Source organism: Anaeromassilibacillus sp. D41t1_190614_C2, from assembly GCF_015558525.1.
GTDB lineage: Bacteria > Bacillota > Clostridia > Oscillospirales > Acutalibacteraceae > Anaeromassilibacillus > Anaeromassilibacillus stercoravium.
Map to the genome: position 1 here is coordinate 78,946 of NZ_JADMOD010000011.1, position 23,717 is coordinate 102,662.

Annotated in this window: 23 protein-coding genes; 3 read left to right on the forward strand and 20 right to left on the reverse strand. The window is 53.1% G+C overall.

Going from position 1 to position 23,717, the window contains the following annotated elements; genetic code table 11:
* Position 1: 1 nt before the first annotated feature.
* The 18 genes from rpoB to I2G69_RS09770 form a co-directional block, all read right to left on the reverse strand.
* Entirely contained in the window at positions 2–3,745 is a 3,744-nt protein-coding gene (gene rpoB, locus I2G69_RS09685; RefSeq protein WP_191395561.1) for a DNA-directed RNA polymerase subunit beta, read from the reverse strand.
* A 359-nt stretch (positions 3,746–4,104) separates the two neighbouring features.
* Entirely contained in the window at positions 4,105–4,668 is a 564-nt protein-coding gene (locus I2G69_RS09690; RefSeq protein WP_191395533.1) for a chromate transporter, read from the reverse strand.
* Positions 4,665–5,237: a chromate transporter gene (locus tag I2G69_RS09695; protein ID WP_087228930.1), complete on the reverse strand. Its 573-nt coding sequence runs from the start codon at positions 5,235–5,237 to the stop codon at positions 4,665–4,667. The genes I2G69_RS09690 and I2G69_RS09695 overlap by 4 nt, the downstream gene beginning before the upstream one ends.
* A 72-nt stretch (positions 5,238–5,309) precedes the next feature.
* Positions 5,310–6,917 (reverse strand): DUF4153 domain-containing protein, encoded by a 1,608-nt coding sequence (locus I2G69_RS09700; RefSeq protein WP_195560708.1) that lies wholly within the window; start codon positions 6,915–6,917, stop codon positions 5,310–5,312.
* Positions 6,918–6,945: 28 nt separating this feature from the next.
* On the reverse strand, positions 6,946–7,152 hold the full coding sequence (locus I2G69_RS09705) for a helix-turn-helix domain-containing protein (protein WP_087228936.1): 207 nt from the start codon (positions 7,150–7,152) through the stop codon (positions 6,946–6,948).
* Positions 7,153–7,181: 29 nt separating this feature from the next.
* Positions 7,182–7,628 carry a DUF2975 domain-containing protein gene (locus I2G69_RS09710; RefSeq protein ID WP_087228937.1) on the reverse strand — a complete coding sequence of 149 codons (447 nt, stop codon included), beginning with the start codon at positions 7,626–7,628 and terminating at the stop codon, positions 7,182–7,184.
* Between the two features lie 162 nt (positions 7,629–7,790).
* Positions 7,791–9,050 carry a diaminopimelate decarboxylase gene (locus I2G69_RS09715; protein WP_195450932.1) on the reverse strand — a complete coding sequence of 420 codons (1,260 nt, stop codon included), beginning with the start codon at positions 9,048–9,050 and terminating at the stop codon, positions 7,791–7,793.
* Positions 9,051–9,179: 129 nt separating this feature from the next.
* Positions 9,180–11,159: an NAD-dependent DNA ligase LigA gene (gene ligA, locus I2G69_RS09720; RefSeq protein WP_195560709.1), complete on the reverse strand. Its 1,980-nt coding sequence runs from the start codon at positions 11,157–11,159 to the stop codon at positions 9,180–9,182.
* A 144-nt stretch (positions 11,160–11,303) separates the two neighbouring features.
* Positions 11,304–11,951 (reverse strand): sporulation protein YunB, encoded by a 648-nt coding sequence (gene yunB, locus I2G69_RS09725; protein ID WP_172749482.1) that lies wholly within the window; start codon positions 11,949–11,951, stop codon positions 11,304–11,306.
* Positions 11,952–12,083: 132 nt separating this feature from the next.
* On the reverse strand, positions 12,084–14,081 hold the full coding sequence (locus I2G69_RS09730) for a bifunctional 4-hydroxy-3-methylbut-2-enyl diphosphate reductase/30S ribosomal protein S1 (protein ID WP_195560710.1): 1,998 nt from the start codon (positions 14,079–14,081) through the stop codon (positions 12,084–12,086).
* Between the two features lie 180 nt (positions 14,082–14,261).
* Positions 14,262–14,861 carry a lysophospholipid acyltransferase family protein gene (locus I2G69_RS09735; protein ID WP_191362377.1) on the reverse strand — a complete coding sequence of 200 codons (600 nt, stop codon included), beginning with the start codon at positions 14,859–14,861 and terminating at the stop codon, positions 14,262–14,264.
* A gap of 55 nt (positions 14,862–14,916) precedes the next feature.
* Complete coding sequence (locus tag I2G69_RS09740) at positions 14,917–15,543, reverse strand: lysophospholipid acyltransferase family protein (RefSeq protein WP_195560719.1); 627 nt, start codon at positions 15,541–15,543, stop codon at positions 14,917–14,919.
* Between the two features lie 67 nt (positions 15,544–15,610).
* Positions 15,611–16,276, reverse strand: a complete 666-nt coding sequence (gene cmk, locus I2G69_RS09745; protein WP_087228953.1) for a (d)CMP kinase — start codon at positions 16,274–16,276, stop codon at positions 15,611–15,613.
* A 12-nt stretch (positions 16,277–16,288) separates the two neighbouring features.
* The gene (locus I2G69_RS09750) at positions 16,289–17,539 is read right to left on the reverse strand and encodes an NAD(P)/FAD-dependent oxidoreductase (protein ID WP_195560711.1); all 1,251 of its coding nucleotides are present in this window, start codon (positions 17,537–17,539) and stop codon (positions 16,289–16,291) included.
* Positions 17,511–18,395: a MurR/RpiR family transcriptional regulator gene (locus I2G69_RS09755; RefSeq protein ID WP_087229568.1), complete on the reverse strand. Its 885-nt coding sequence runs from the start codon at positions 18,393–18,395 to the stop codon at positions 17,511–17,513. The genes I2G69_RS09750 and I2G69_RS09755 overlap by 29 nt, the downstream gene beginning before the upstream one ends.
* A gap of 172 nt (positions 18,396–18,567) precedes the next feature.
* Complete coding sequence (locus I2G69_RS09760) at positions 18,568–19,110, reverse strand: hypothetical protein (protein WP_243254935.1); 543 nt, start codon at positions 19,108–19,110, stop codon at positions 18,568–18,570.
* Positions 19,107–19,733 (reverse strand): J domain-containing protein, encoded by a 627-nt coding sequence (locus tag I2G69_RS09765; RefSeq protein ID WP_087228957.1) that lies wholly within the window; start codon positions 19,731–19,733, stop codon positions 19,107–19,109. The genes I2G69_RS09760 and I2G69_RS09765 overlap by 4 nt, the downstream gene beginning before the upstream one ends.
* Positions 19,726–20,619, reverse strand: a complete 894-nt coding sequence (locus I2G69_RS09770) for a DUF5685 family protein (RefSeq protein WP_191362381.1) — start codon at positions 20,617–20,619, stop codon at positions 19,726–19,728. Before I2G69_RS09770 ends, I2G69_RS09765 begins: the two co-directional genes overlap by 8 nt.
* Positions 20,620–21,009: 390 nt before the next feature.
* Here I2G69_RS09770 and I2G69_RS09775 point away from each other — a divergent pair, with 390 nt between their 5' ends.
* Entirely contained in the window at positions 21,010–21,606 is a 597-nt protein-coding gene (locus I2G69_RS09775) for a GNAT family N-acetyltransferase (protein WP_195560712.1), read from the forward strand.
* Positions 21,607–21,673: 67 nt separating this feature from the next.
* On the opposite strand, the gene I2G69_RS09780 is transcribed toward I2G69_RS09775, so the two are convergent.
* Positions 21,674–21,985 carry a LysM peptidoglycan-binding domain-containing protein gene (locus tag I2G69_RS09780; RefSeq protein ID WP_087228962.1) on the reverse strand — a complete coding sequence of 104 codons (312 nt, stop codon included), beginning with the start codon at positions 21,983–21,985 and terminating at the stop codon, positions 21,674–21,676.
* A 311-nt stretch (positions 21,986–22,296) separates the two neighbouring features.
* Between I2G69_RS09780 and I2G69_RS09785 the strand changes: the two genes are divergently transcribed.
* Complete coding sequence (locus tag I2G69_RS09785) at positions 22,297–22,563, forward strand: hypothetical protein (RefSeq protein ID WP_087228964.1); 267 nt, start codon at positions 22,297–22,299, stop codon at positions 22,561–22,563.
* 102 nt (positions 22,564–22,665) lie between these two features.
* On the forward strand, positions 22,666–22,905 hold the full coding sequence (locus I2G69_RS09790) for a hypothetical protein (RefSeq protein WP_087228966.1): 240 nt from the start codon (positions 22,666–22,668) through the stop codon (positions 22,903–22,905).
* A gap of 293 nt (positions 22,906–23,198) precedes the next feature.
* Here I2G69_RS09790 and I2G69_RS09795 read toward each other — a convergent pair whose 3' ends face one another.
* Positions 23,199–23,615, reverse strand: coding sequence for a hypothetical protein (locus tag I2G69_RS09795; protein ID WP_087228969.1), 417 nt, complete (start codon positions 23,613–23,615; stop codon positions 23,199–23,201).
* Positions 23,616–23,717 lie beyond the last annotated feature (102 nt).

The following is a 23,717-nucleotide window of genomic DNA, read 5'->3' on the forward strand; positions in this document are numbered from 1 at the left end:
TTTATTCCTGCTCGCCGTCTACATCAGAAGAAATGTCAAAGGGTTCCTCCTTTTCAAAGAGGTCGTCGTCCCCATCGGACGGGAAATCGTCCCCGCCGAAGAGGTCGTCGTCCTCATGTTCTTCCGTCGAATAACCGTCCAGTTCTCCATCCTCCACGGTCGGCTCGTCGAACAGATCGTCCGAGGGGGTGAAGCCCATGTCGTCATCGTCGTCGAAGTTCTGCTTGAGGTCGATCTCTTCGTTGTTCTTGTCAAGCACCTTGACGTCCAGTCCCAAGGACTGCAATTCCTTGATCAAGACCTTGAAGGACTCCGGAACACCCGGCTTCGGGATATTCTGTCCCTTCACAATCGCCTCGTAGGTCTTGACGCGGCCGACCACGTCGTCCGACTTGACCGTCAGAATCTCCTGAAGGGTATAAGCAGCGCCGTATGCCTCCAGCGCCCAAACTTCCATCTCGCCGAAGCGCTGGCCGCCGAACTGCGCCTTGCCGCCCAACGGCTGCTGCGTAACGAGCGAATACGGGCCCGTGGAACGCGCGTGAATCTTATCGTCAACCAGGTGATGCAGCTTAAGGTAATACATATAGCCGACTGTGACCGGGTTGTCGAAATATTCACCTGTACGGCCGTCCTTCAGCATGATCTTGCCGTCCTCACGCATCCCCGCCTGCTTAAAGCACTCGCGGATGTCGTCCTCATGCGCGCCGTCGAAAACCGGCGTCATGATCTTCCAGCCCAACGCCTTGGCCGCCATGCCGAGGTGCACTTCCAAAACCTGACCGATGTTCATACGGGACGGAACGCCCAGGGGGTTCAACACAATATCGAGCGGCGTGCCATCCGGCAGGAACGGCATATCCTCCACCGGCAGGATGCGGGACACAACGCCCTTGTTTCCGTGACGGCCCGCCATCTTATCGCCGACGGAAATCTTTCTCTTCTGGGCAATATAGCAGCGCACAACCTTGTTGACGCCGGGGCTCAACTCGTCGTGGCTGTTCTCACGGGTAAAGACCTTGACATCGACCACGATGCCGTATTCGCCGTGGGGCACGCGCAGAGAAGTATCGCGCACTTCGCGGGCTTTTTCGCCAAAGATCGCGCGCAGCAGGCGCTCTTCCGCAGTCAGCTCCGTTTCGCCCTTCGGCGTAACCTTGCCGACCAGGATATCGCCCGCACGCACCTCTGCACCCACGCGGATGATACCGCTCTCGTCGAGGTCGCGCAGGAGGTCTTCATTGACGTTCGGAATATCTCTGGTGATCTCCTCCGGCCCGAGCTTTGTATCGCGGGCCTCGGTCTCGTATTCTTCAATGTGGATGGACGTATAGACGTCGTCGCGGACGATCTTCTCACTGATCAGAACCGCGTCCTCATAGTTGTAACCTTCCCAGGTCATGAAGCCGATCAGGGCGTTTTTGCCGAGGCTGATCTCGCCGTCCTTGGTCGCCGGCCCGTCTGCGATGACGTCGCCCTCCTGGACGCGGTCGCCTACGCTGACCACCGGAACCTGATTGACACATGTTCCCTGGTTGGAGCGCATAAACTTGATGATGTGGTAGGTATCGATCTCGCCGTCGTCGCGTGTCACGCGGACCTCATCCGCACTGACGCTGCGTACCACGCCGGCGTGCTTTGCCAGCACGCAAACGCCGGAGTCAACGCCCGCCTTATATTCCATACCGGTGCCCACGATCGGGGATTCCGTCTTGAGCAGCGGAACCGCCTGCCGCTGCATGTTGGAACCCATCAGTGCACGGTTTGCGTCGTCGTTCTCCAGGAAGGGGATCATTGCCGTTGCCACGGAAACAACCATCCGCGGAGACACGTCCATAAAGTCCGCACGCTCGCGCTCCACTTCGACGAACTCGTCGCGGGAACGGGCATTGACCTTTGTATGCAGGAAGCGCCCGTTTTCATCCAGCGGTTCGTTTGCCTGCGCAACGATGTATTCGTCCTCCATGTCGGCGGTCATGTAGACCACTTCGTTGGTGACGATGCCCGTCTCCTTGTCCACCCGGCGGTAAGGCGCCTCGATGAAGCCATACTGGTTGATCCGGGCAAAGGTGGCCAGATAGGAGATCAAGCCGATGTTCGGACCTTCCGGCGTCTCAATTGGGCACATGCGCCCATAGTGGCTGTAGTGTACGTCGCGAACTTCGAATCCGGCGCGGTCTCTGGAAAGGCCGCCAGGACCCAACGCGGAAAGACGGCGCTTATGCGTCAGCTCCGCCAGCGGGTTGGTCTGATCCATAAACTGGGACAACGGCGAAGAGCCAAAGAATTCCTTGATCGCAGCCACCACGGGACGGATGTTGATGAGCGAATGCGGGGTCAGGACCTCCAGGTCCTGCGCCTGCAGGGTCATGCGCTCGCGAATAACACGCTCCAAACGGGAAAAACCAATACGGAACTGGTTCTGCAGCAATTCGCCCACCGAGCGGATGCGGCGGTTTCCCAGATGGTCGATGTCGTCGACCGTGCCCAGCCCAACCGCCAGGCAGTTCATATAGTTGATGGACGAGAAAATGTCGTCGATGATGATGTGCTTGGGGATCAGTTCGTCCTTGCGGGAACGGACCGCGTCCTTGAGCGCTTCCTCGTCGTCTCCGCACTCGCCGAGAATCTCCGCCAAGACGCTGAAACGAACGCGCTCGTTGATGTCGCACTCCGCAGCTGCATCAAAATTCACGAACTTCTGAATATCCACCATGCCGTTGGAGATGACCTTGACCTCGCGCTCGTTCACGGTGACATAGGCCACGCTGACGCCGGCGTCGTCGATCTCTTTTGCCAGCTCACGGGAAACGACTTGGCCCTCTTCCGCCATCAGCTCGCCGGTGAGCGGGTTGACGATCGGGCGGGAGAGCTGCTGTCCGGTGATGCGGCCCGCAAGGTTCAATTTTTTGTTGTATTTGTAGCGGCCCACGCGGGAGAGGTCGTAACGGCGCGCGTCAAAGAACAGGCCGTTGATGTGGGACTGTGCGCTCTCAATGGTGGGGGGCTCGCTCGGGCGCAGCTTCCGATAGACTTCGAAGAGCGCCTCTTCCATGTTCTTGCAGGGGTCCTTTTCGATGGTTGCGTTGATGCGGTCGTCGTCGCCGAAGTACTCGCGGATCTCCTCGTCACTGCCCAAACCCAGAGCGCGGATAAAGACTGTCACGGGGATCTTGCGGTTCTTATCGATGCGGACATAGAACACATCATTGGCGTCGTTTTCGTATTCCAGCCACGCGCCGCGGTTCGGAATAACGGTGGAGCTGAACAATTCCTTGCCGGTCTTGTCATACTCCATCTTGTAATAGACGCCGGGAGAACGAACCAACTGGGATACGATGACGCGCTCCGCGCCATTGATCACAAAGGTGCCGCTTTCCGTCATCAGCGGGAAATCGCCCATAAAGACCTCGGATTCCTTGATCTCTCCACTCTCCTTGTTCAAGAGGCGGGCGGTCACCCGGAGTGCAGCCGCATAGGTGGCGTCGCGCTCCTTGCACTCTTCCACGCTATAGTTCGGCTTGTCGACATCCAGTTTGTAGTCCACAAAATCGAGGACCAGATTGCCCGTATAGTCCGTAATCCCTGAGACGTCCTTAAAAACTTCCTTTAAGCCTTCGTCCAGGAACCACTTATAGGAATTTTTCTGGACCTCGATCAGATTGGGCATATCCAGCACTTCGTCAATGCGCGAGAAGCTCATGCGGACATTTTTGCCGACCTGTACCGGTTTGACATTCACCATTGGCTCAATCACTCCATTCAAAAATTTACCATCCTGATTGTGGCATCTATAATGGGAAACACAACTCTCTTGCAAGAGGGGCTTGCCTTTTTGGGGGAGTTGTGATATGATAAGCAAGCATGGATATGCGTATATCTTTCCATGATGATGCAGTTTAATATTTTATAACAATATATAGTGTTTGTCAAGGTAATTTGTGGTTTTACCTTGACTTTTTTGTTTTTTTATGTAGATACAAACTTTCCACCTGCTTTTCTGTACAAAAGCTCTAATTTTCTCGAAGGTTTTCCCCATCTTCTTTACAAAAAAGCCGTCCCGGCGTATCCAAACGGAGCTCCGGGACGGCCTTTTTCTGTTATTCAAGCGATGAATCGCTCCTGTATGGTACAAAATACAATCCCCAGTCCTGCTGAGAATAGGATCAACAGGATCGGGTGCGGCTTTTTCCAGAGCAACAGTGCCAGCGCCAATGCAAAAATGCAGACACCAATCCAATTGACCGCAGTGAAACTTCCTTCTGGAAAGAAGCTGGTCGTACAGACGGAAAATGCCGCCGCCGCGATCAACCCCACTACGGCGGGCCGCAGACCATACAGCGCCCCCTGGACAAAGTGGTTTTCCTGCATGGACAAGAACCACTTTGCCACCAGCAGGATGATGAGAAAGGACGGCAGCACGACACCGGCCGTCGCGCAGACCGCTCCCAAAATCCCCACCGTCTCCGCACCGATATACGTTGCGATATTCACCGCAAACGGCCCTGGCGTGGATTCGCTCACCGCAATAAAGTCGATCAGGTCCGTGAAGCTCAGCCAGTGGTTCTGTAGGACCTCCTCCTGAATCAGCGGGATCATCGCATATCCGCCGCCGATGGTGAAAAGCCCGATTTTAAAGAACGTCAGGAACAGATGCAGCAAGATCACGGCGCCTCTCCCCCTTTCCGCTTTTGCCAAAGCTGAAAGGCAATCCCGGCAACCGCAGCGCATATAATCACAACAATCACGTTCAGGCTGAACAGTGCCACCAAGATAAAGGCCGCTGCTGCCACCACGATCGCAAACACATTCTTCGGGCATTGTTTGGACAATTTAAAAACCGCGTTTATAATCAGCACAGCTACCCCGGCGCGAACACCTTCAAAGGCATAGCTGACATATTTCAGCTCCTTAAACTGTTCCAAGACCCCTGCCAAGAGCAGGATGACCAGAAAAGAAGGCAGCACCACACCGATCGTGGCAAAAAGGGCCCCTAAGAACCCCGCCACACGGTAACCGACAAACGTAGCGGAATTGACCGCAATGGTCCCCGGCGTTGATTCTGCAATCGCTAACATATCCAGCAGATCCTGATCGTCAATCCAATGGCGCGACTCAATCGTCTCCCGCTGGATCAACGGGATCATGGCATAGCCTCCCCCAAAGGTAAACGCGCCGATCTTTAAAAAGGTGACGAACAGCGCCGCGCACCGCCGCCCAAGAGATTCCTGTTCCATCCCATACCCTTCCCATTTCCATGTTTTCTTTCATTATATCTTGGGAAGGCCCGGCAAACAATGCCATTTTGGTTAAATCGTGTTTTCTTGTGCTAGAAAATGCTCCAAGTTCTGTTCGTGGAACGGGACGTCGTACTGCCCAAAACCGCCCCAATAGTTGCGGATCTCAGCGCGCAAGGCCGGGTCATCCGTCTCCTGGTAGAGCTCCTTGACATAGGGCAGGGAGGCTTCCGGCGTAGCGTATAGGGCTTCGAGGTCCACCGAATCCAGTGTCCCCGCCTGATAGCGGCCGATGTTGTACCGTGCGATCAGTCCGTCCACATTGCTGTAGCACAGGAGCAAAAAGCAGATGGAAAAGGCGAGCACCAATGCCTTGGCCAGATTAACTCTGCGAAATTGCGCGACGATCACGATGGCAAAAACGATGAACAGCAGAACCATAAACCAGCTGGTGTACACGCGCAGGAGGGTCAATCCATACTGTTGGATGTATAAGACCATCTTGCTCAGAGCCGTCACAATCAACAGAAGGGTTTCCGCGGAGAGCAATACCGAGAACACGACCAGCGGGCGCACCGGTTTTTCTCCCTTTTTCACGGTGAACAGGCGCACGCCTCCCAACACCGCCAGATTGATCATCGCCACCCCGCAGAGTTCAAAAAAGCCCTGGCGGGCATATTCGGCATAGGTGAGCCCCTCCGGACGCACGCCCGCAAATGCAGAAAACAGGGTGGCTGCCTGGGCGCCAAAGAACAGGAGGTAAACCCCGGTGAGCAGCGCCAAGACCGTGACTGTCATCGCGGGCGGCAGCTTGCGGCGCTTCTCACGGGCTTTTTCCACATCTTCTTTCCCGCGGACCGCTACGAAGCGCTTTTGCAGGTTTCCGTAGAACATTCCAAAGAAATAGCATCCCACCAGCGCCGCAGGCAGTAGCCGCAGCAGGAACTCCAGCAACCGTTCCCCGAATTCCGCGGTCATTTCCTGCACCATCCGCGCAAAGGTTTGGTCCGCCCTTGTCAGCAGCGTCCCCACAACCATGACGAGGGGGATCGCCACCAAAATGCCCAAGACAGCCGCCAGCGCATTTTTGCTCCGGCGGCTTTTGCCCGCTGCACCGCGCAAAATCTTGGGGCCGCAAGTAAAATTGGAAAAGGGAATCCGAAACAATTGATCCAGCAGGTCCGGCACAACAAACCGACCGAGGGAGGGTTCCAGCCGGGAGCCGCACGCCGCTGCAATCCAATACACAGTCACGATCATGCAAAAGAATAGGTTGAAAAATTTCAACACTCCATTTGAGAACAGCGCAAAGTAGAGTGTGGAGACCATGGAAAGCCCCAACCAGCCATAGCTGCTCTTGGGCGGCGAGATCTTCTGTTTCCGCATGTAGAGTAAGGCCGTCGTATAGAAACAGGCGGCGAAGATTGTAACGCCTACGCCGAGGGAATACGGCGCTAAGAGCGCCAGTGGGTTTACCAGCCAGACAAAGAGATACCCGCACACCAGTGCCAGGATCGCAAAGCAGGCATCCACCCCTGTGAAGGGAATCGACGGTTCTTTTTTGTCCTTGAGGCCGGCAGGCACCGATGGGTCCTGATAGACGCGTTCCGCCGGCAAAATGGGCGCACCAGTGGTTTGGGGTACGCTTGCCGCGCCCTCATGATTCGGTTCCATATGCATTTGTCCGATGCTCCTTTCCGTATGTTTCTTAAGATTCTCGATATTCCAGAAGATCCGCCGGCTGGCAGTCCAGCGCGCGGCAGATCGCTTCCAGGGTTGAAAACCGGATCGCCTTGGCCTTGTTGTTTTTCAAGATCGACAGGTTTGCGGGGGTGATCCCGACCTTCTCCGCCAACTCTCCCGCCGAAATCTTCCGCTTGGCCATCATGACGTCCAGATTGACAACAATCGGCATGTCGCTCTTCCTTTCATCGCCCGTGGGCGTCAAATGGTGTAATCGTTTTCCGTCTTAATCTCAATGGCCTGTTCAAATACATTCTTGACCACCCGCACAATCAGCCCGCAGAAGGCCGCCGCAGCCGCCACCAGAAAAAACGACGTGTAATAAAAGCCGGAAACCAGGGTCACCACCCCCACTGCAATGCACAGCCAGGAAATTGCCCGCAGCAGCGTGACGTTCTCCTGCTCAAACACCCTCTCCCGGCGAAGATTGCGCAAAAGGCGGTGTAAACACAGAAGCAGAAATAGGCCGGGTACCGCACAGCAGTAAATCGTAATCCGGAACGCCAGATGGATGGCTTGTGCGTCCGGCGATTCCCCAAAGTACCAGGCCACGATCTGCGGGGCAAAGATCACCCCAGCCACCAACAATACCAAAAACAGCCTGGTGCAGAAGATGGACAACATAAGAGATTTGGATTTCGTCCACATCGCGGTTCCTCCTTTGTTTTTCTGCTTCTATTCTAGCACGCTTGAAATCGTTTTGCAATATATTTTTATCGTTTTTCAATAAATTTATACTGATATTCAAAAAGAAAAGCCCGCAGAAACCCGCGGGCAGTTGCAATGCGTATAAAATTTGGAAAGACAAACTCAATATTGGTCGAACAATCCCGTAAAATCAAAGGTGGCAAAATAGTCCTTCGGCGTTTCCGCGCGGCGGATCAATTGGGTGGTCCCATCCTCCTTCAGAAGGACCTCCGCAGAGCGGAGCTTGCCGTTGTAATTGTATCCCATCGAGAAACCATGCGCCCCGGTATCGTGGAAAACAAGCAGATCCCCCATGTCAATCTTCGGCAGCATACGGTCGATGGCAAACTTATCGTTGTTCTCGCACAACCCTCCGGTGACATCATACTGGTGGTCGCAGGGCTGATCCTCCTTGCCCATCACCGTGATGTGGTGATACGCGCCGTACATCGCTGGGCGCATCAAATTGGCGGCACAAGCGTCCACGCCGATGTACTCCTTGTAGATGTGCTTCTCATGGATGGCCTTCGTCACCAGGCAGCCGTTCGGCCCAAGCATATAGCGGCCCAGTTCTGTAAAGATCGCCACGTCGCCCATTCCGGCGGGAACCAAGACCTCTTCATACGCCTTGCGTACCCCCTCGCCCACGGCCAGGATATCCACTTCCTGCTGCTCCGGGCGATATGGGATTCCCACGCCGCCGGAAAGGTTGATAAACGCAATATGGGCCCCTGTCTTTTCTTTCAGCTCCACCGCCAGCTCAAACAAAATGCGCGCCAAGGTGGGGTAGTATTCGTTTGTCGTGGTGTTGCTGGCCAGGAAGGCGTGGATGCCAAAATGCTTTGCACCCAATCCCTGCAATTTCTTGTAGCCTTCGATCATCTGCTCCTTGGTAAAGCCGTACTTCGCATCGCCGGGGTTGTCCATGATCGTATTGCTGATTGCAAACTTCCCGCCCGGGTTGTACCGGCAGCTGATCGTCTCCGGGATCCCCACCAGGCTGTTCAAAAAGTCGATGTGGGTGAAGTCGTCGAGGTTGATCGTCGCATGCAGCTTTGCCGCATACTGGAAGTCCTGAGCCGGCGTGTCGTTGGAGGAAAACATGATGTCGCTTCCGGAGAAGCCGCACGCTTCGGACATCATCAGCTCGGTCAGCGAGGAGCAATCGACGCCGCAGCCCTCCTCCTGCAAAATCTTCAAAATGAACGGATTCGGCGTCGCCTTTACCGCAAAATATTCCTTGAAGCCCTTGTTCCATGCGAACGCCTTCTGGAGATTGCGTGCACGCTCGCGGATGCCCTTCTCGTCATACAGGTGGAACGGCGTCGGATATTCTTCGACAATTTTTTGCAATTGTTCATTGGTGACAAATGGCTTTTTCATCTGGCTCCCACTTTCCTCATTCATTTCCGCGCCGCAAGTTAGCGCAGATTAACTTTCAAAATTGACGTTTACAGTATAAAAAAGATTTGTTTTTTTGTCAAGTCAAGCCGCATAAAGCAATATGCGCGGTCAATCGACCATCTGGAGGAACTCCTCTTCTGTGAGGATCGGAACGCCGAGCTGCTGTGCTTTTGTCAGCTTGCTTCCGGCCTCCTCTCCCGCAAGGACATAGCTGGTCTTTTTCGAAACGCTGCCGCTCACTTTCCCGCCGAGCTTTTCGATCACCGCCGAAGCCTCCGCGCGCGTCATTGTCGGGAGCGTCCCCGTTAGGACAAAGGTCTTTCCCGCAAACCGGGTATCGTTCACCACGGTCTTGCTCAGCAGGTTCACTCCCGCATCGCGCAGGCGCCCAATCAAGTGCGCGGTGCTGGAAAGATCGAAGAATTGCCGGATACTCTCCGCCATGATGCCGCCGAAGCCGTCAATCGCGGCAATCTCCTCCGCACTCGCTTGGAAGATGGCATCCATACTGCCAAAATGGGCGGCCAGCAGTTTGGCAGCTTTCAGGCCGATGTGCGGGATGCCCAAGGCGTAAACCAGCCGGTAGAGGTCGTTTTCCTTGCTCCGTTCAATGGCTTGCAGCAGATTTTGCGAGGACTTCTCCCCCATGCGCTCCAGCTCCTGTAGCTGCGGCTGGGTCAGGCGGTAAAGGTCCGCCGGGGATGCCACCAGCTCGCGCTCCACCAACTGCTCGATCAACGCCGGGCCCAGCCCGTCGATGTCCATCGCGTCACGGCTGCTGAAATGGATCATGTGGCGCACCAGCTGTGCGGGGCACTCCGGATTTGTGCAGCGTATAGCGGCCTCGCCCTCTTCACGGGTGACCGGGCCACCGCAGGAGGGACATACCTCCGGGATACGGTAGGGCTCCGCATCCGGGTTGTGCGCGGCCACGGAGACCACCTCCGGGATAATCTCCCCCGCCTTGCGCAGGACAACCGTGTCCCCAATGCGGATGTCTTTTTCTGTGATGAAATCCTGGTTGTGCAGCGTCGCGCGGCTGACGGTTGTGCCCGCCAGCGTGACCGGCTCAAAGATACCGGTCGGCGTCAAGACGCCCGTGCGCCCGACATTGATTTCGATTTCCAGGAGCTTTGTCTCCTTCTCCTCCGGCGGATATTTGAACGCCTCCGCCCATTTGGGGAATTTTGCCGTGCTCCCCAAAAGGGAACGCTGCGAGAAGTCGTCCACCTTTACGACAGCGCCGTCGATGGAATATCCCAGGGAACCGCGCAGTTCCCCGATGCGGCGTACCTCTTCAATGACCTCCTGCATGGTAGGACAAGCTTTGTAAGAGGGTGGCACCGGGAAGCCTAGCTCCTTCAAAAAGTCCAGCGATTGCTTGTGGGAATGCAGTTCTTCCCCATAGACCTGCTGCACATTGAATACAAAGATGTCCAAGGTCCGTGTCGCGGTGATCCGCGGATTCTTCTGACGCAGAGAACCCGCCGCCGCATTGCGCGGGTTTTTAAAGGGCTTTTCATCGTTGAGCTCCTGGCGCGCTGCCAACTTGAAAAAGCTCTCATGCGACATGTAAACCTCGCCGCGCACCTCCAAATACGGAACCGGGCGGCTCAGCTTCAAAGGCACGGTCCGGACCGTCCGCAAATTTTCAGTGACGTCCTCTCCCACCAAGCCGTCCCCGCGGGTGGAACCGCGCACAAAGAGGCCGTCGCGATACTCCAAGGAAACGGACAGCCCATCAAATTTTGGCTCCACAATATAGACCGGATCACTCACGACCTCGCGCACCCGGCGGTCAAAGTCCATCAACTCTTCCTCGGAAAAGGCGTCGTGCAGGCTTTCCATGGGGACCTCATGTTCCACCTTTTCAAAGGTGTTCAAGGGCGCGCCGCCCACGCGCTGGGTGGGCGAATCGGGCTGAATCCACTCCGGATGGTCGTTTTCCAGCTGCTGCAATTGCCGGTACAGCATATCGTATTCATAATCATCGATCTCCGGGGCGTCCTCCACATAGTATTTTTGGTTATGATAGTTGATCTGTGCGATCAACTCTTGCATCTGCTGCTTTACCGCTTGTTCTTCCATGGCTTTTTCTCCTTCTTTTGCGCGAGCATTTTCCACGCACCCGCCGTCAAAGAGGCCGCCGGCGTATCCCGCCCGGCGGCCCGTTTTCGATTAGTTTGATTATACTCCATCCAGCCTATACGCGTAAAGGGATGCTGGGAAAATTTATGCTTGAATATTCGCCATCAATTGAGGAACTTCCCCAATAATCACCGTTTCCGCCACAGGGATATCGGTTGTAATCTCGGTCGTGCCATTGTAGGCAGGCGGCAAAAACGAATAGATGCTGGCATGCACCCGCAGGCAGATGCGGTGTTTCGTCTGGTTAATCCCCGCTGATTCAAATGTACTCTCAAAATCCGCCGTCACATTGCCGGAAAGGGACAGACGCACAGGGATATTGGGCCCACGTCCATGCAGCAGTTCACTGCCGAGCAGCGTTCCCAACGGCACACCGGTGTCCAAATGCTCTCCCAGTTGTTCCTGCACTCTCTGCAAGATCGATGCTTTGAGTTGGTTCATCTGATTCATGTCGGTTGTAACCGCTAAAATCTGCCCGGACTCTGCGCGCTCGATGTCCACCAAGTCTGTGTAGGAGACGGAATTTGCAGTCAATTCCTCCATGACCGCCCCGTTAATCGCCTCCACCGAGGTGATCCGCGCCTGATTGGTCACCATGGATTCGACGACCGGATGCAATCTCCAATCCAGAAACAGGAAGATTACGCCCAACAGTGCTACGATAGCCACCGCTTTTCCGATCCACCCTCCACGTCTGTGGCGGCGCGGCCTGCTTCTTCTCCATCGTCTCACGGCGCATCCCTCCTTTTGCTTCTTTTCCATCATACGCAAAAGGAAAAAAGCTGTGCAGACTTTTTCTGATTTCAGAGAAACAAAAAGGCACAGGGGGAAAACATCCCTCTGTGCCCGAAAAATTTTAAAAACTTATTCTGCATCCGCAGCCGGAGCTTCTTCCTGTGCAGGAACAGCCGCTTCTTCTTCAGCAGCCGCCGGCTCAAGCAACGCACGGATGGAAAGGCTGACGCGCTTCTTCTCGAAGTCGATGTCGGTGATCTTCGCCTTGACCACATCGCCGATCTTCAGCACATCCTGCGGCTTCTCGATTCTGTGATCCGCAATCTGAGAGATATGAATCAAGCCATCGATGCCCGGGATAATTCTTGCGAACGCACCGAAGGTGGTCATGCCAACCACGGTGACATCCGCAACCGTGCCGACCGGATACTCGCGCTTGAGGATCTCCCACGGGTTGTCCTCTGCACGCTTGTAGCCCAGGGAAATCTTGCCCTTCTCGCGGTCCAGACCTTTGATGTATACCTTTACGGTGTCGCCCACATTGACGACCTCGCTCGGATGCTTAATTCTGCTCCAGGACAGCTCGGAGATATGGATCATTCCGTCGATGCCGCCCAGGTCCACAAACGCGCCATAAGCGGTCAGGGACTTCACAACACCGGTGTACTCCTTGCCGACCTCTGCGGTCTCCCAGAACTTGTCCGCCAGAGCCTTGCGCTCGTCCTTGAGGACGGAACGGATGGAACCGACCGCACGGCGGCGGTTGCGGTTGACCTCGATGATGCGGAAGCGGACTTCCTTCTTCAGCAGATCCTCCAGAGGATCGTTGCGGGACGCCGTTGCCTGGGAAGCGGGGATAAACACGCGCACGCCGTTGGTCACAGCGATCACGCCGCCCTTAATCACTTCGGTTACAACACCGGTCAGAATCTCCTGGCTCTCCTCTGCAGCCGCGACGGTTTCCCAGCCCTTTGCTGCGTCGAGGCGCTTCTTCGAAAGCATGATCGTACCTTCCTGATCGTTGGTGCGCATGATCAGGAGGTCCATTTCGTCGCCGATTTTTACCAGATCTTCGGGTTTTGCATTCGGGTCAGCAGACAGCTCGGCAACCGGAATAAATCCGGCCTGCTTTCTCCCAACATCTACATAGACCTCGTTGGGGGCAATGCCGACAACCACACCGTGTACCTTCTCATCTGTATTTAAACTTTTGAGGGATTCTTCAAGCATCTCCTCAAAGCTCGTATCGGCATTCTCCGTTGAATTCGCACCTGCGTTTTCAATAATTTCTGACATGGTAACTAGTACCTCCTTTATAATGCTTGCCGGTGTTGAGGCGCCGGCAGTAATGCCAACGGAAGCGGCTCCCTTCAGAGCCGACAGCGGAAGCTCCTCCGCTGTTTCGATGAGATATGTAGTGCAGTTCTGCCTACAAACATCGCGGAGTTTCGCAGTGTTTGAACTTTGCCTGCCGCCGATGACGATCATCGCATCGCAATGCTCGGACAATTCGACCGCTTCAGATTGACGCTTTGCAGTAGCATTACATATTGTATCAAAAATTGTGGCATTTGTATATACCTTTTTTATGATTTCCAAACAATTTTCCCATTCCGCCACGCTAAAAGTCGTCTGTGCGACAAAACATGCCGGTTTATTTTTTAAATCTGGAAAATTATTCGTTAAATTTTCCAAATCTTTTGCATTTTTAAAAACATAGCAGGATTGGCAATGGCCTCGAATTCCCTCCACTTCCGGATGGGTGGCATTTCCCGCAATCAGCACGGTTTGTCCCTTTGCAGAGGCCTCCGAAACAATTTTATGAATCTTGGCCACAAAAGGGCAGGTGGCATCCACATAAGCGATCCCTAAGCGGTGGATCTCCTCTAGGACAGCCTCCGATACCCCATGCGAGCGGATGACTAAGGTCGCGCCCTGCGGCGTTTGGGACGGCGATTCCACGATTTGGACGCCGCGGGATTCCAGCTCCTGCAGCGTTTGCGGGTTATGAATGATCGGGCCCAGGGTACACACCTGTTTCCCCGCATCCAACAATGCAAATACCATCTGAACCGCACGGTTCACGCCAAAGCAGAAACCGGCCGATTTTGCTACGGTTACCTTCAAAAATCCGTCCTCCTGTCCGGCCGGTCTTACAAAAAGTTTACCCGGCCCCGCTCCAATTATGAACCCTTTCACGGGAAAAAGGCGTCTCTGCGCGATCCAAAAAGAAGCCTGTTTTCGTTCCAAAAAGAAACTTCTTTTTCGAACGCTCTCCCGCCATCACTGATAATACAACGCAAAAGCTCAATTTCTTTCAAGCAAACCGTTAATTTTTTCTGCCAATCGCCCCGCCGCCCCGCGTACATGTCGAAGCGAACCGTCCGCAAGGTCGAGCGCCTGTATCGAAAGGACTTCTCCAAACCGTACCACAACGCGTTTGAAAGGGCGGATACGCCCCTTGAAAAAAATACAGGCCGGCAAAATCGGGGCTTGCGCCTTCGCTGCCACCAACACCGCGCCCGCCTTCGGCTGAAAAGGGGAATTATCGAACACACAGCGGCCCTGCGGAAAAATCCCAACCACACCGCCGTCCTGCAAAATGTGAACCGCCGTCCGCACCGACTCCGCATCCCCTTTGTCCCTTCGGACGGGAAATGCGCCAAAGACGTACAAAAGCCAGCGCGCAAAGCGGCCGTGATCCTCAAAAAGCTCGGACTTTGCCATAAAACGGATCGTTCGGGGAACCGCTACCGCCATAAAAAAGGGATCGAGCACCGACCGGTGGTTGCTGCAAAGGATGAACGGTCCCTGCTTTGGGATATTCTCCGTTCCCTCTATCTGCAGACGGAACAGCCATTTCCCGACCGGCGCCAAAAGCTTCCTCCAAAATGGATAGACAGACATAGCCGGGCCCCCTTTGCGCTCTATGTAAACATGCCCTCACGCTCAAAGAGGAACGTTATCCCTGCATCTCTCGCAAATCACGTTCCCGCAATTCTCGAATTTTGTCCATCACCAGCCGGCTGGCATTCCGAAATTCCACACCGGTACCCTCTTGAATGCCCAGCTGTTCGCAGGGAATAAGTTCTCCAATGGAAATGATCGTACGGTGAAACAGCCGGGGCTTTTTACTGCCGACCGGCGTGATACAAACCGGCAAGATCGGGGCCTGGTTTTGGTAGGCAAGCATCACGGCACCCGCTTTTGGTTTTCCCAACTCACCGTCCTTGGACCGTGTTCCCTCGATGAATACCCCTATGGCGCATTCCTCATGCAACAGCTCCGCAGCGGAGTCGATCGCCTCGACATCCCCCTTGCCGCGCTGCACGGGAAACGCGCCCAATTTTTTCAGAATGAAGCCAAAAGGCTTAAATTGAAAAAGTTCCGCCTTTGCCATATAAAAAATCTGCCGTCTCTGGGAACAGGATAAGCGCACGGGGTCGGAGTTGGACAAATGGTTACAGCAAATCACCACCCTGCCCTCTTTCGGGAACCGTTCTTTATTCTTAACGGTATAGGGCACAAACGGAAAGGTCACCTTTTCTGCGATTGCCCTCGCAAATACATAAAGAGGCGTACGCTTCATTTTCAAACCACCGATCTCCGGGAAATCCCGGTGTTGTTTTGGCCGTCTTCCCTGGGAGAACGGCCTTTTAAGAAATCTTATCCTGAACAGTGCGCAAAAGGCGCTGGAAGGCCTGCTCCCGCGTTAAACCGGTGCTGTCCACCATAATGGCGTCTTCTGCCGGAACGAGCGGCGCGACCGCGCGATGGGAATCATCGTAATCACGCTGCTTGAGCTCCGTCAGGACCTGGTCATAATCGGCCTCTAAGCCTTTTTCCCGAAGCTCTAAATAGCGGCGCTGGGCGCGCTCTTCGGGAGAAGCCGTCAAGAAAATCTTAACCTGTGCATTCGGGAGGACAACCGTCCCGATGTCCCGGCCGTCCATAACCACATGGTTTTTCTTTGCGAGATCCCGCTGCAAGTCAAACAGGAAAGCGCGCACCTCCGGGACAGCGGAGACATTGGAAGCTGCAATCGAAATATCCTGCGTACGGATGGCGTCGGAAACATCTTCTTCCGCAAGGAACACGCGCTGTTCCCCATCGCGGAAGGCCAACCGGACCTCCACGCCTCCCAGATTTCCGGCAACCGCCGCAAAGTCGGTCGTGGGGATGCCTTTCCGCCTCATATACAGGCCGATCGCCCGATAGAGCGCCCCGGTATCCACATAGATATATCCAAGCTCTTTGGCCAAAGCGCGGGCCATCGTGCTTTTTCCAGCCCCGCCCGGGCCGTCAATGGCAATTGCAATCATCGTATATCCTCCCTAACTCATGGAATTCGCCGCGAGGCGGCCGGTACAAAAAGCAATCTGCAAATTAAATCCGCCGGTATAGGCGTCTACGTCAATCACTTCCCCGGCAAAGTACAACCCCGCCACACGCTTGGACTCCATGGTCTTCGGGTTGATCTCCTTCACGGATACGCCGCCGGAGGTGACAATCGCCTCTTCCACCGGCCGGAATCCCGTAATCTCCACAGGATATGCCTTCAAAAGCTCCGCAAAAGCACGCCGCTGCTCGCGGGTGATCTGATTACACTTCGTGTCCGGTGCAATACCGGAACGGCGCACTATCACGGGAATCATCTTGCGCGGCAACAGTGCAGAAAGCGCATTGGAAAAATCGCGGTTCTTATTCGCTTCAAAGTCGCGCTGGAGGCGCGCATCGAGCTGTTCCGGGCGCAGCGCCGGCTTTAAGTCCACCACCACGCGGTACCGGTCAGGCGCCATATCGCGCATGTGCGCGCTGGCGCTCAGGACCATCGGGCCGGAAAGGCCAAAATGCGTGAAAAGCATCTCCCCAAAATCGTGGTAAATCTCTTTCTTTTTTTTCGTGTCCCAGACATGGATCGCCGTGTTTTTCAGCGACAGTCCCATCATCTCCGGACAGTCCGTCCCGGCGGCCACCAAGGGCACCAACGAGGGGCGCAGCGGCGTGACGATATGGCCAGCCTGACGTGCAAACGCATAGCCATCCCCCGTGGAGCCCGTCCCTGGATACGACACACCGCCGCACGCAACCAACACATTCCGGGCCAAAATGCGTGCGCCGCCCTGCAGCTCCGCCCCCTGCACCGTGCCATCCTCCAACAGCAGTTGTTTGGCTTCCCCGGTTAGCATTTCCACACCACTGCGCTTCATGTACCGGATCAACGTATCCACGACATCAACCGCGTGGTCAGATGTCGGAAACACGCGGTTTCCCCGCTCCACTTTGAGAGGGAGGCCTTGCGCTTCAAAGAAAGCCATCACATCCCGTGGGGGAAACGCAGATGCCGCGCTGTATAAAAAACGCCCGTTGGAGGGGACCGAGGCGATCAGCTCCTGTACATCGCAATCGTTTGTTACATTACAGCGGCCCTTGCCGGTAATCATCAATTTCCGGCCGGGCCGTGCATTCTTTTCCACCAGGCAGGTCCGCAGTCCACGGGCCGCGGCCGTCCCTGCGGCGAGCATCCCGGCCGCTCCGCCGCCGATCACCAGCGCATCATACGTTTGGCTCACTCTTGTGTTCATCCACCTTTTCGTAAACTCCGTATTCATCCCAGATGTCCTCCAGGTTCTGGAAGACCTTTTTGACCTCATTGGACTTTTTCAGGGCAATGGTGACAATCAGGGCATTGATTAAGCTGAGCGGCGCGCAATAGGAATCGACAATGGAGGCAATATCGCTGCGCGCCAAAAGCAGATAGTCGGCAGGTTCTGCCAACGGGGACAAGGTGCTGTCTGTGATCGCAACCACCTTCGCCCCACGCTTGCGGGCAAAATTCATCGCCTTGACCGCTTTCCGGGAGTACCGCGGGAAGCTGATTCCGATCACTACATCGTTTTCATCGATGCGGATCATCTGTTCAAAGATTTCCCCCTCGCTGGTAGACTGCACCAGAAGCACATTCTCAAACAGCAGGTGCATGTAATACGAAAGGAACGTCGCCAGCGCCAAGGAGCTGCGCGCGCCCAAGATATAGATCTTCCGCGCGGAAGAGATCGCGTCCGCCGCCTTATAGAAATTCTCATGGGAGGTCTCTTCCATGGTCCGCCGGATGATGTCGATATCCTGGTTGAATACCGAGTCGAGGATATCGTTGTCCCCGATGCGGTTGGCCGTAACCTCCATGCGCTGGACCGAGGTAAGCTTGTTCCGGATCATCTCCTGCATGGCCTGCTGCAGCTCCGGATATCCTGTGTAACCGATCTCCGTGGCAAAACGCACTACGGTCGATTCGCTCACGCCAACCGTAGCACCCAAGCGGGCAGCTGTCATAAACGCCACCTTGTCATAATGCTCCAGTATATATTTTGCAATCAGTCTCTGGCCTTTCGAAAAACTGGTCATTTTGTTTTGAATTCTGGCGGTCAACAAGTTATTCATTTCAAATCCCATCTCCGAGCGGTGTATTTTATCGGATTTGCCGCCCGATCGCATGCAGAAAACGACGGCAACCTCCACAAATCATGCAAAAAATAGTGGAGCTGTTTTCGCCGCCCACAGGGCGAAAACGGTTCCACTCTATATTAAGACCAAAATTTTGAAAAATCAAGCTTTATTTCAGCCTAAGCCACCGTTGTACATTTTTATGCATCCGCTGGCAATAGACGACGACTAAGCAGGAAAGGCAATAATCGTACAGCAAAAACGCCACATTCCCGACCAACAGGAAGACCCAAGGGAGATACACGCCAAAAACCGTAAAGCTTTCCTCCGGCACGCCCAGCAAATGGATGGAGAGGAAAAACTCCACAACCATCGCTACATTGAACAAAAGGAACTTGGCAAGCCACCTGAACAACCGCTTGGGGAGCTGTTCGAAATTTGCTTTTAGAATGGGATAATATCCAAAAAAGAGGACAAATATCGCGACCGCCTCTTTATCGGCTACCACCAAAAACGATAATACAGCCGACACTACAAACGATGGCCAAGCCCATCTCTTGCCCAGTTCGATCACCGTCAGCATCATCAAAGCCCCCGCGATCGCTGGAAGCGTATAGGATGCAGCGGGAAACAAATTGGTCATAAACATCAGCGCCGTGCTCAATGCAGCCAGCATACTGCTGAACGCCAGCTTTATGGTATTGTTTCTCAACAGCAGCCGCCCCCACCATACGGATTACAACAAGCATCACAGCAAATTGCCGTTGCGCAAATATCACAAAAGCTACAACCACCCACGGTCTGGACATTCGGGTTGTATCCGCCGTAAACGCCATTGCGTTGGTTGATCGCCTGATTCATTGCCGCCCGGTACTCCATATTATTGGGGTCCATCTGGCAGGCGCTTGAAAAATGATTGTATGCCTCTTCCATCCAGCCGCGTTTATACAGCACCGTCCCTTTCAGAAAATGCCATTCCGCATCGCGCCCTTCCGCAGGGACACCATTCAAAATCTGCTCTGCATCCGCAATCCGGCCGGTCATAATCAAGTTTCGCACATCATTAAAACCGGACCTAGGATTGGCATAGGAGGAATATCCTGTATAACCCCACCCCGTCTGCTGCGCACCACTTGTTGTGCGTCCTTTGCGTTGGGCCATAATTGTGTCATACGCTTGGTTGATCTCCTTCATCTTCTCATCCGCGAGATCTGCAACAGGGCTGCCGGCATAATTATCGGGATGATATTTTTTTGCCAGTGCCCGGTAAGCACTTTTGACCTCATCGTCCGTTGCAGTGGGAGGTACCCCAAGAATTTTATACGGGTCAGACATGCTTTTCTTTCTCCTTCTCAAACAGGATTGCTCGCTGCATCTCCGGCAAGCCGAGAAACATCACATTGGAAACAATCGCGCCGAGCTGCTCAAGGTCCATCAAGTTGACTGCTGCGATCAGCTGGGAAAGCGTCGCATTTAAAATCCGGTTTGCTTCCTCTTTGACTTCTTTCAGCCGTTCCGTCGGACAGTTGGGCTGCAACTGCTCCTTAATGATAAAAGGGTTAAATGCTCCTTCATATAAATCTTTTTCCAAATCGTCCGCCGCATCTATAATATAGACCCAGCGGCCTAAAAAATACCCCGCCTGCCGCACAAGACGGTCCTCGGGGCTCAGTTCCGGGGCAGCCGCACCAAAGGCGAAAACCTGCTCCATCATCTTCGCGGTCGGCTCTGCATAAAAGTCAATACTCTGCCCTGGATTTTGTTCCGCAGCCGCCTGCTCCATCATCGCCAAGGCCACGATCTTGTCCAGCTCCGGATAGTCCTTTGCGGCTTTCCTGCGCATTTGGGAGACAAACGGGAGTACCATGTAGGACTTCATACGCTTTAAAAAACGGTCATCTGCAATATTATCCCGCACCTTTTGGTAAACCATAATCACCGATAACGCAGAAGCCAGACGGAGTTCGTCTCCCCCCCCTATACAAGCTCCACATTTCTTGAGAGGGTTCACCACGCAACGGCCTTCTCGAAAACCCAAGCATTTCTTGTGCAACGCCATCAGCCACAATGCGAAAAAGGTACAGTCATAGCTGAGCGTCATTCTTGCGAACATCCCATAGCTCTTTCCAAGCTGCCGGCATAACGAACAATAAACCGCCCGATATGCTTCATATTCGCGCACACGTAACTCAGACTTCTGAGGCCGGACATATCCAAACACAAGGCCACCCCCTTATAGGCATTTTACCTGCAAGCAAAGCCCGCTATCCACGTGCCAATTTCAAAGGGAACCTCGCCGCGTTTTTTCGATTTTCATTCGAAATTCTATAAATTGGACTCGTTAGTATTCTACTATATCCTCCATCAGTATTTAATTAACAATATGTAAATTTTTCTCTGTTTAGCAAAGCAAGGCGGCTGCCGCCGTGTCTGATTTTCTGAATTGATATCAATTGGCGTTTTCTTCCAGTTTTCTTAAACGGCCAAGGATTCTCTCCCCTTTCAAACATGGAACCGTGACTTTTTACAAGGCATATGCTAGAATGGAAATGGTCTGCTCCAAAACCATATGAAGAAATTAATCCATCAACATAGAAGGGACGAGAATATTATGAAATTTATCCGGCACATGGACCAAAAGGACGACATATTTCAAAAGGCATTTTCTCTATATCAGGTGAGTTTCCCAGAGAAGGAACAGCGTTCCCTGGATGACCACATCCGTGCGCTAGCTGACCCAAGGTTTTTCTGTGAAACCATCTGGGAGGGGGAACAGTTTTGCGGCTTAATATTTTATTGGGAATTGAGCGGATTTCAATATATTGAGCATCTTGCCATTGAACCTAGCCTACGGGGTAGCGGTATCGGTTCCCGGTGCCTAGAAGAATTCTGCAAACGGAACCAAAAGATCGTTTTAGAGATCGACCCGCCGATCGACGACATATCCATTCGGAGAAAAAGCTTTTACGAGCGACTGGGCTTTCACTACAACGGATATTATTATATTCATCCCTCCTATCAAAAGGGTTGTACGCCGCATCAGCTGTTGATCCTAAGCTGGCCAAAGCCAATTACTGAGGAAGAGTACCGCACGTTCATCCGTGATATGTGGGAAATTGTAATGTTGTACAGCCAAAACTCTGCCTCGGTAGGCAAATGCCGTACACCGCTAAGTGAAAAGGTTTACCCGTATTCTAAAAACTCTTAAAGGAGAACCCCGCCCCATCAGGATCTATGGAGCGGGGATTTTCTATGTCTAGCCGCCGTAAAAGCACTTACGGACGGATCCGCAGCCTCTGCCTCGGATAGATCAGATTCGGGTCGGAAATATCGTTGAGCCACATCAAGCGTTGCACTGTTGTCCCAAACTTCTCCGCAATTTTTGTCAAGGTATCACCGGGACGGACGACATACCATTTCGGTGTGCTCTCCTCCGGGACAAAAATCCGCAGTCTCTGTCCAGGATAAATCACATCGGTTTCGACAATTCCATTATATCGGGCGATATCGTTGACAGTCGTGCCATAAGCTTTTGCGATATTCCAAAGGGTATCTCCCTCTCTTACTGTATAAACAATTGATGGCATGAAAACTCTCTCCTTTACTGATTATAAAAAACGCCACTCCATCTTATGTGCTACAAGGACAAGAAGTGAATGTGATTACCCGTTTTTCTCGCCTTTTGATAACGTATCGAAAGAATCCTGTAGCATGCTTGGCGCTGCCCGCATACTTTAACCCAATGAAGCAAAAGTGTGCAAGTGGGAGCCTATCTCTCAATAATACACAATTCCTTTACCAATTTTTTACAGGATTTTAAATATTGCACAAAGAATTAGGCTTGCAATTATGCAACATGTATGATATAATCCTTTATGTAAACTACAAGGAGGGAAACATGAAACTATACGACATTAGCGTGGGTGAATTTGTGAACCTGCTTGAACATGCAAAAGGGAACATTTATCTGGTTACGGGAGAGGGCGTCTCTTTTGGAATGAACAGCAAACTGGCACAGCTGTATGGCATTAAGATGCTGCTCGAGGATTCAAAAGATAACAAAATCTCTCCTGAAATTATCGTTGAAGACAAAGAAGATGAAGAAATGTTTTGCCGTTATTGGATGTCCCGCTGCGCAAAAGTAAGTGGGTGGACTAAGACATAATGGCGGATTAACCTTTGGAATCTTGTCTATCATTCACATTGTAATTCTGTAGTTTACATGGTATAATAGACCCAAGTTATAAATTCATTGGAGGGAGTAACTATGAAACTTTACGACATCGATATTCAAAAGCTTCTTGACCTTCTTGATAAAGCACAAGGAAATGTATATTTGGTAACAGAGGATGGAAACACCCTCAACCTGAAAAGCAAGCTGTGCCAGTTGTATGGTGTTCGGGCTCTCTTGGATGGAGCAAAAAGCTCCAAGGTTTCCGCTGAGTTGAAGGTGGAAAATCCGGAAGATGAGAGCATGTTCCTGAATTATATGATCGGCAATCGATAAAAATTCACCCATAAAGACCTATACCGCTGTAGTGTTAAAACGCTACAGCGGTATTTTTTATATTATTTATGACAAAAAACTAGGACCGCCCGGGGAAGGGCGGCCCTCTCGTTTGGTTGTATTGGTAAATGCATGTAGGCAAGATTTTACGGAGCTTGCTCCGCTGGTACAAAACAGAAACCCACTTTCCAGCCACTGTAGTCCCGCGGCTGGAAAGACACCATCAAAACAATCCGCATGGAATTATTTTGATCCAAAATCCGTTAGACGGTCTTAAATAAAAGATCGGTAGCTTACGGTGCTGTGTTGCTATAAACCGTGACCGTTTCAGAACCGTTGAAGACGGCTGTTGCTCTCACACGATACGTTCCGGAAGAAACGGACAACTCCTTGGAGAGGCTTACAAAATCGCTGGAATCCGACTCTGTCCAGCTGCGGACAGACGACCAGCTGCTGCCGCTCTTCTTTTGAAGCGTAACAGTCAAACGGATACTGGTTACATTGGACTTACCTGCCGCTTCCGCCTCTACATAAGCGGTGCCTCCGCTGACATCCAGCCAACTGTCTACATAGTCTGCGTAAGTGTAGCGGGGCTGGATCTCAATCGCGCTTACTTCATCGGGCTGCACTTCTGCCACGGCCATCGCGTTGGTACCAACGCTGGCAATCATGCAGAATGCGCAAAATACGGCTGCGAATTTCTTAAACATAGGAACTGCCTCCTTTAAAATTGATACATCTATTAACAACGACAAAAAATTGCAAAAGTGGACAAACTAGGGCAATCCTTTTTTAAAATTTATTCATATTTT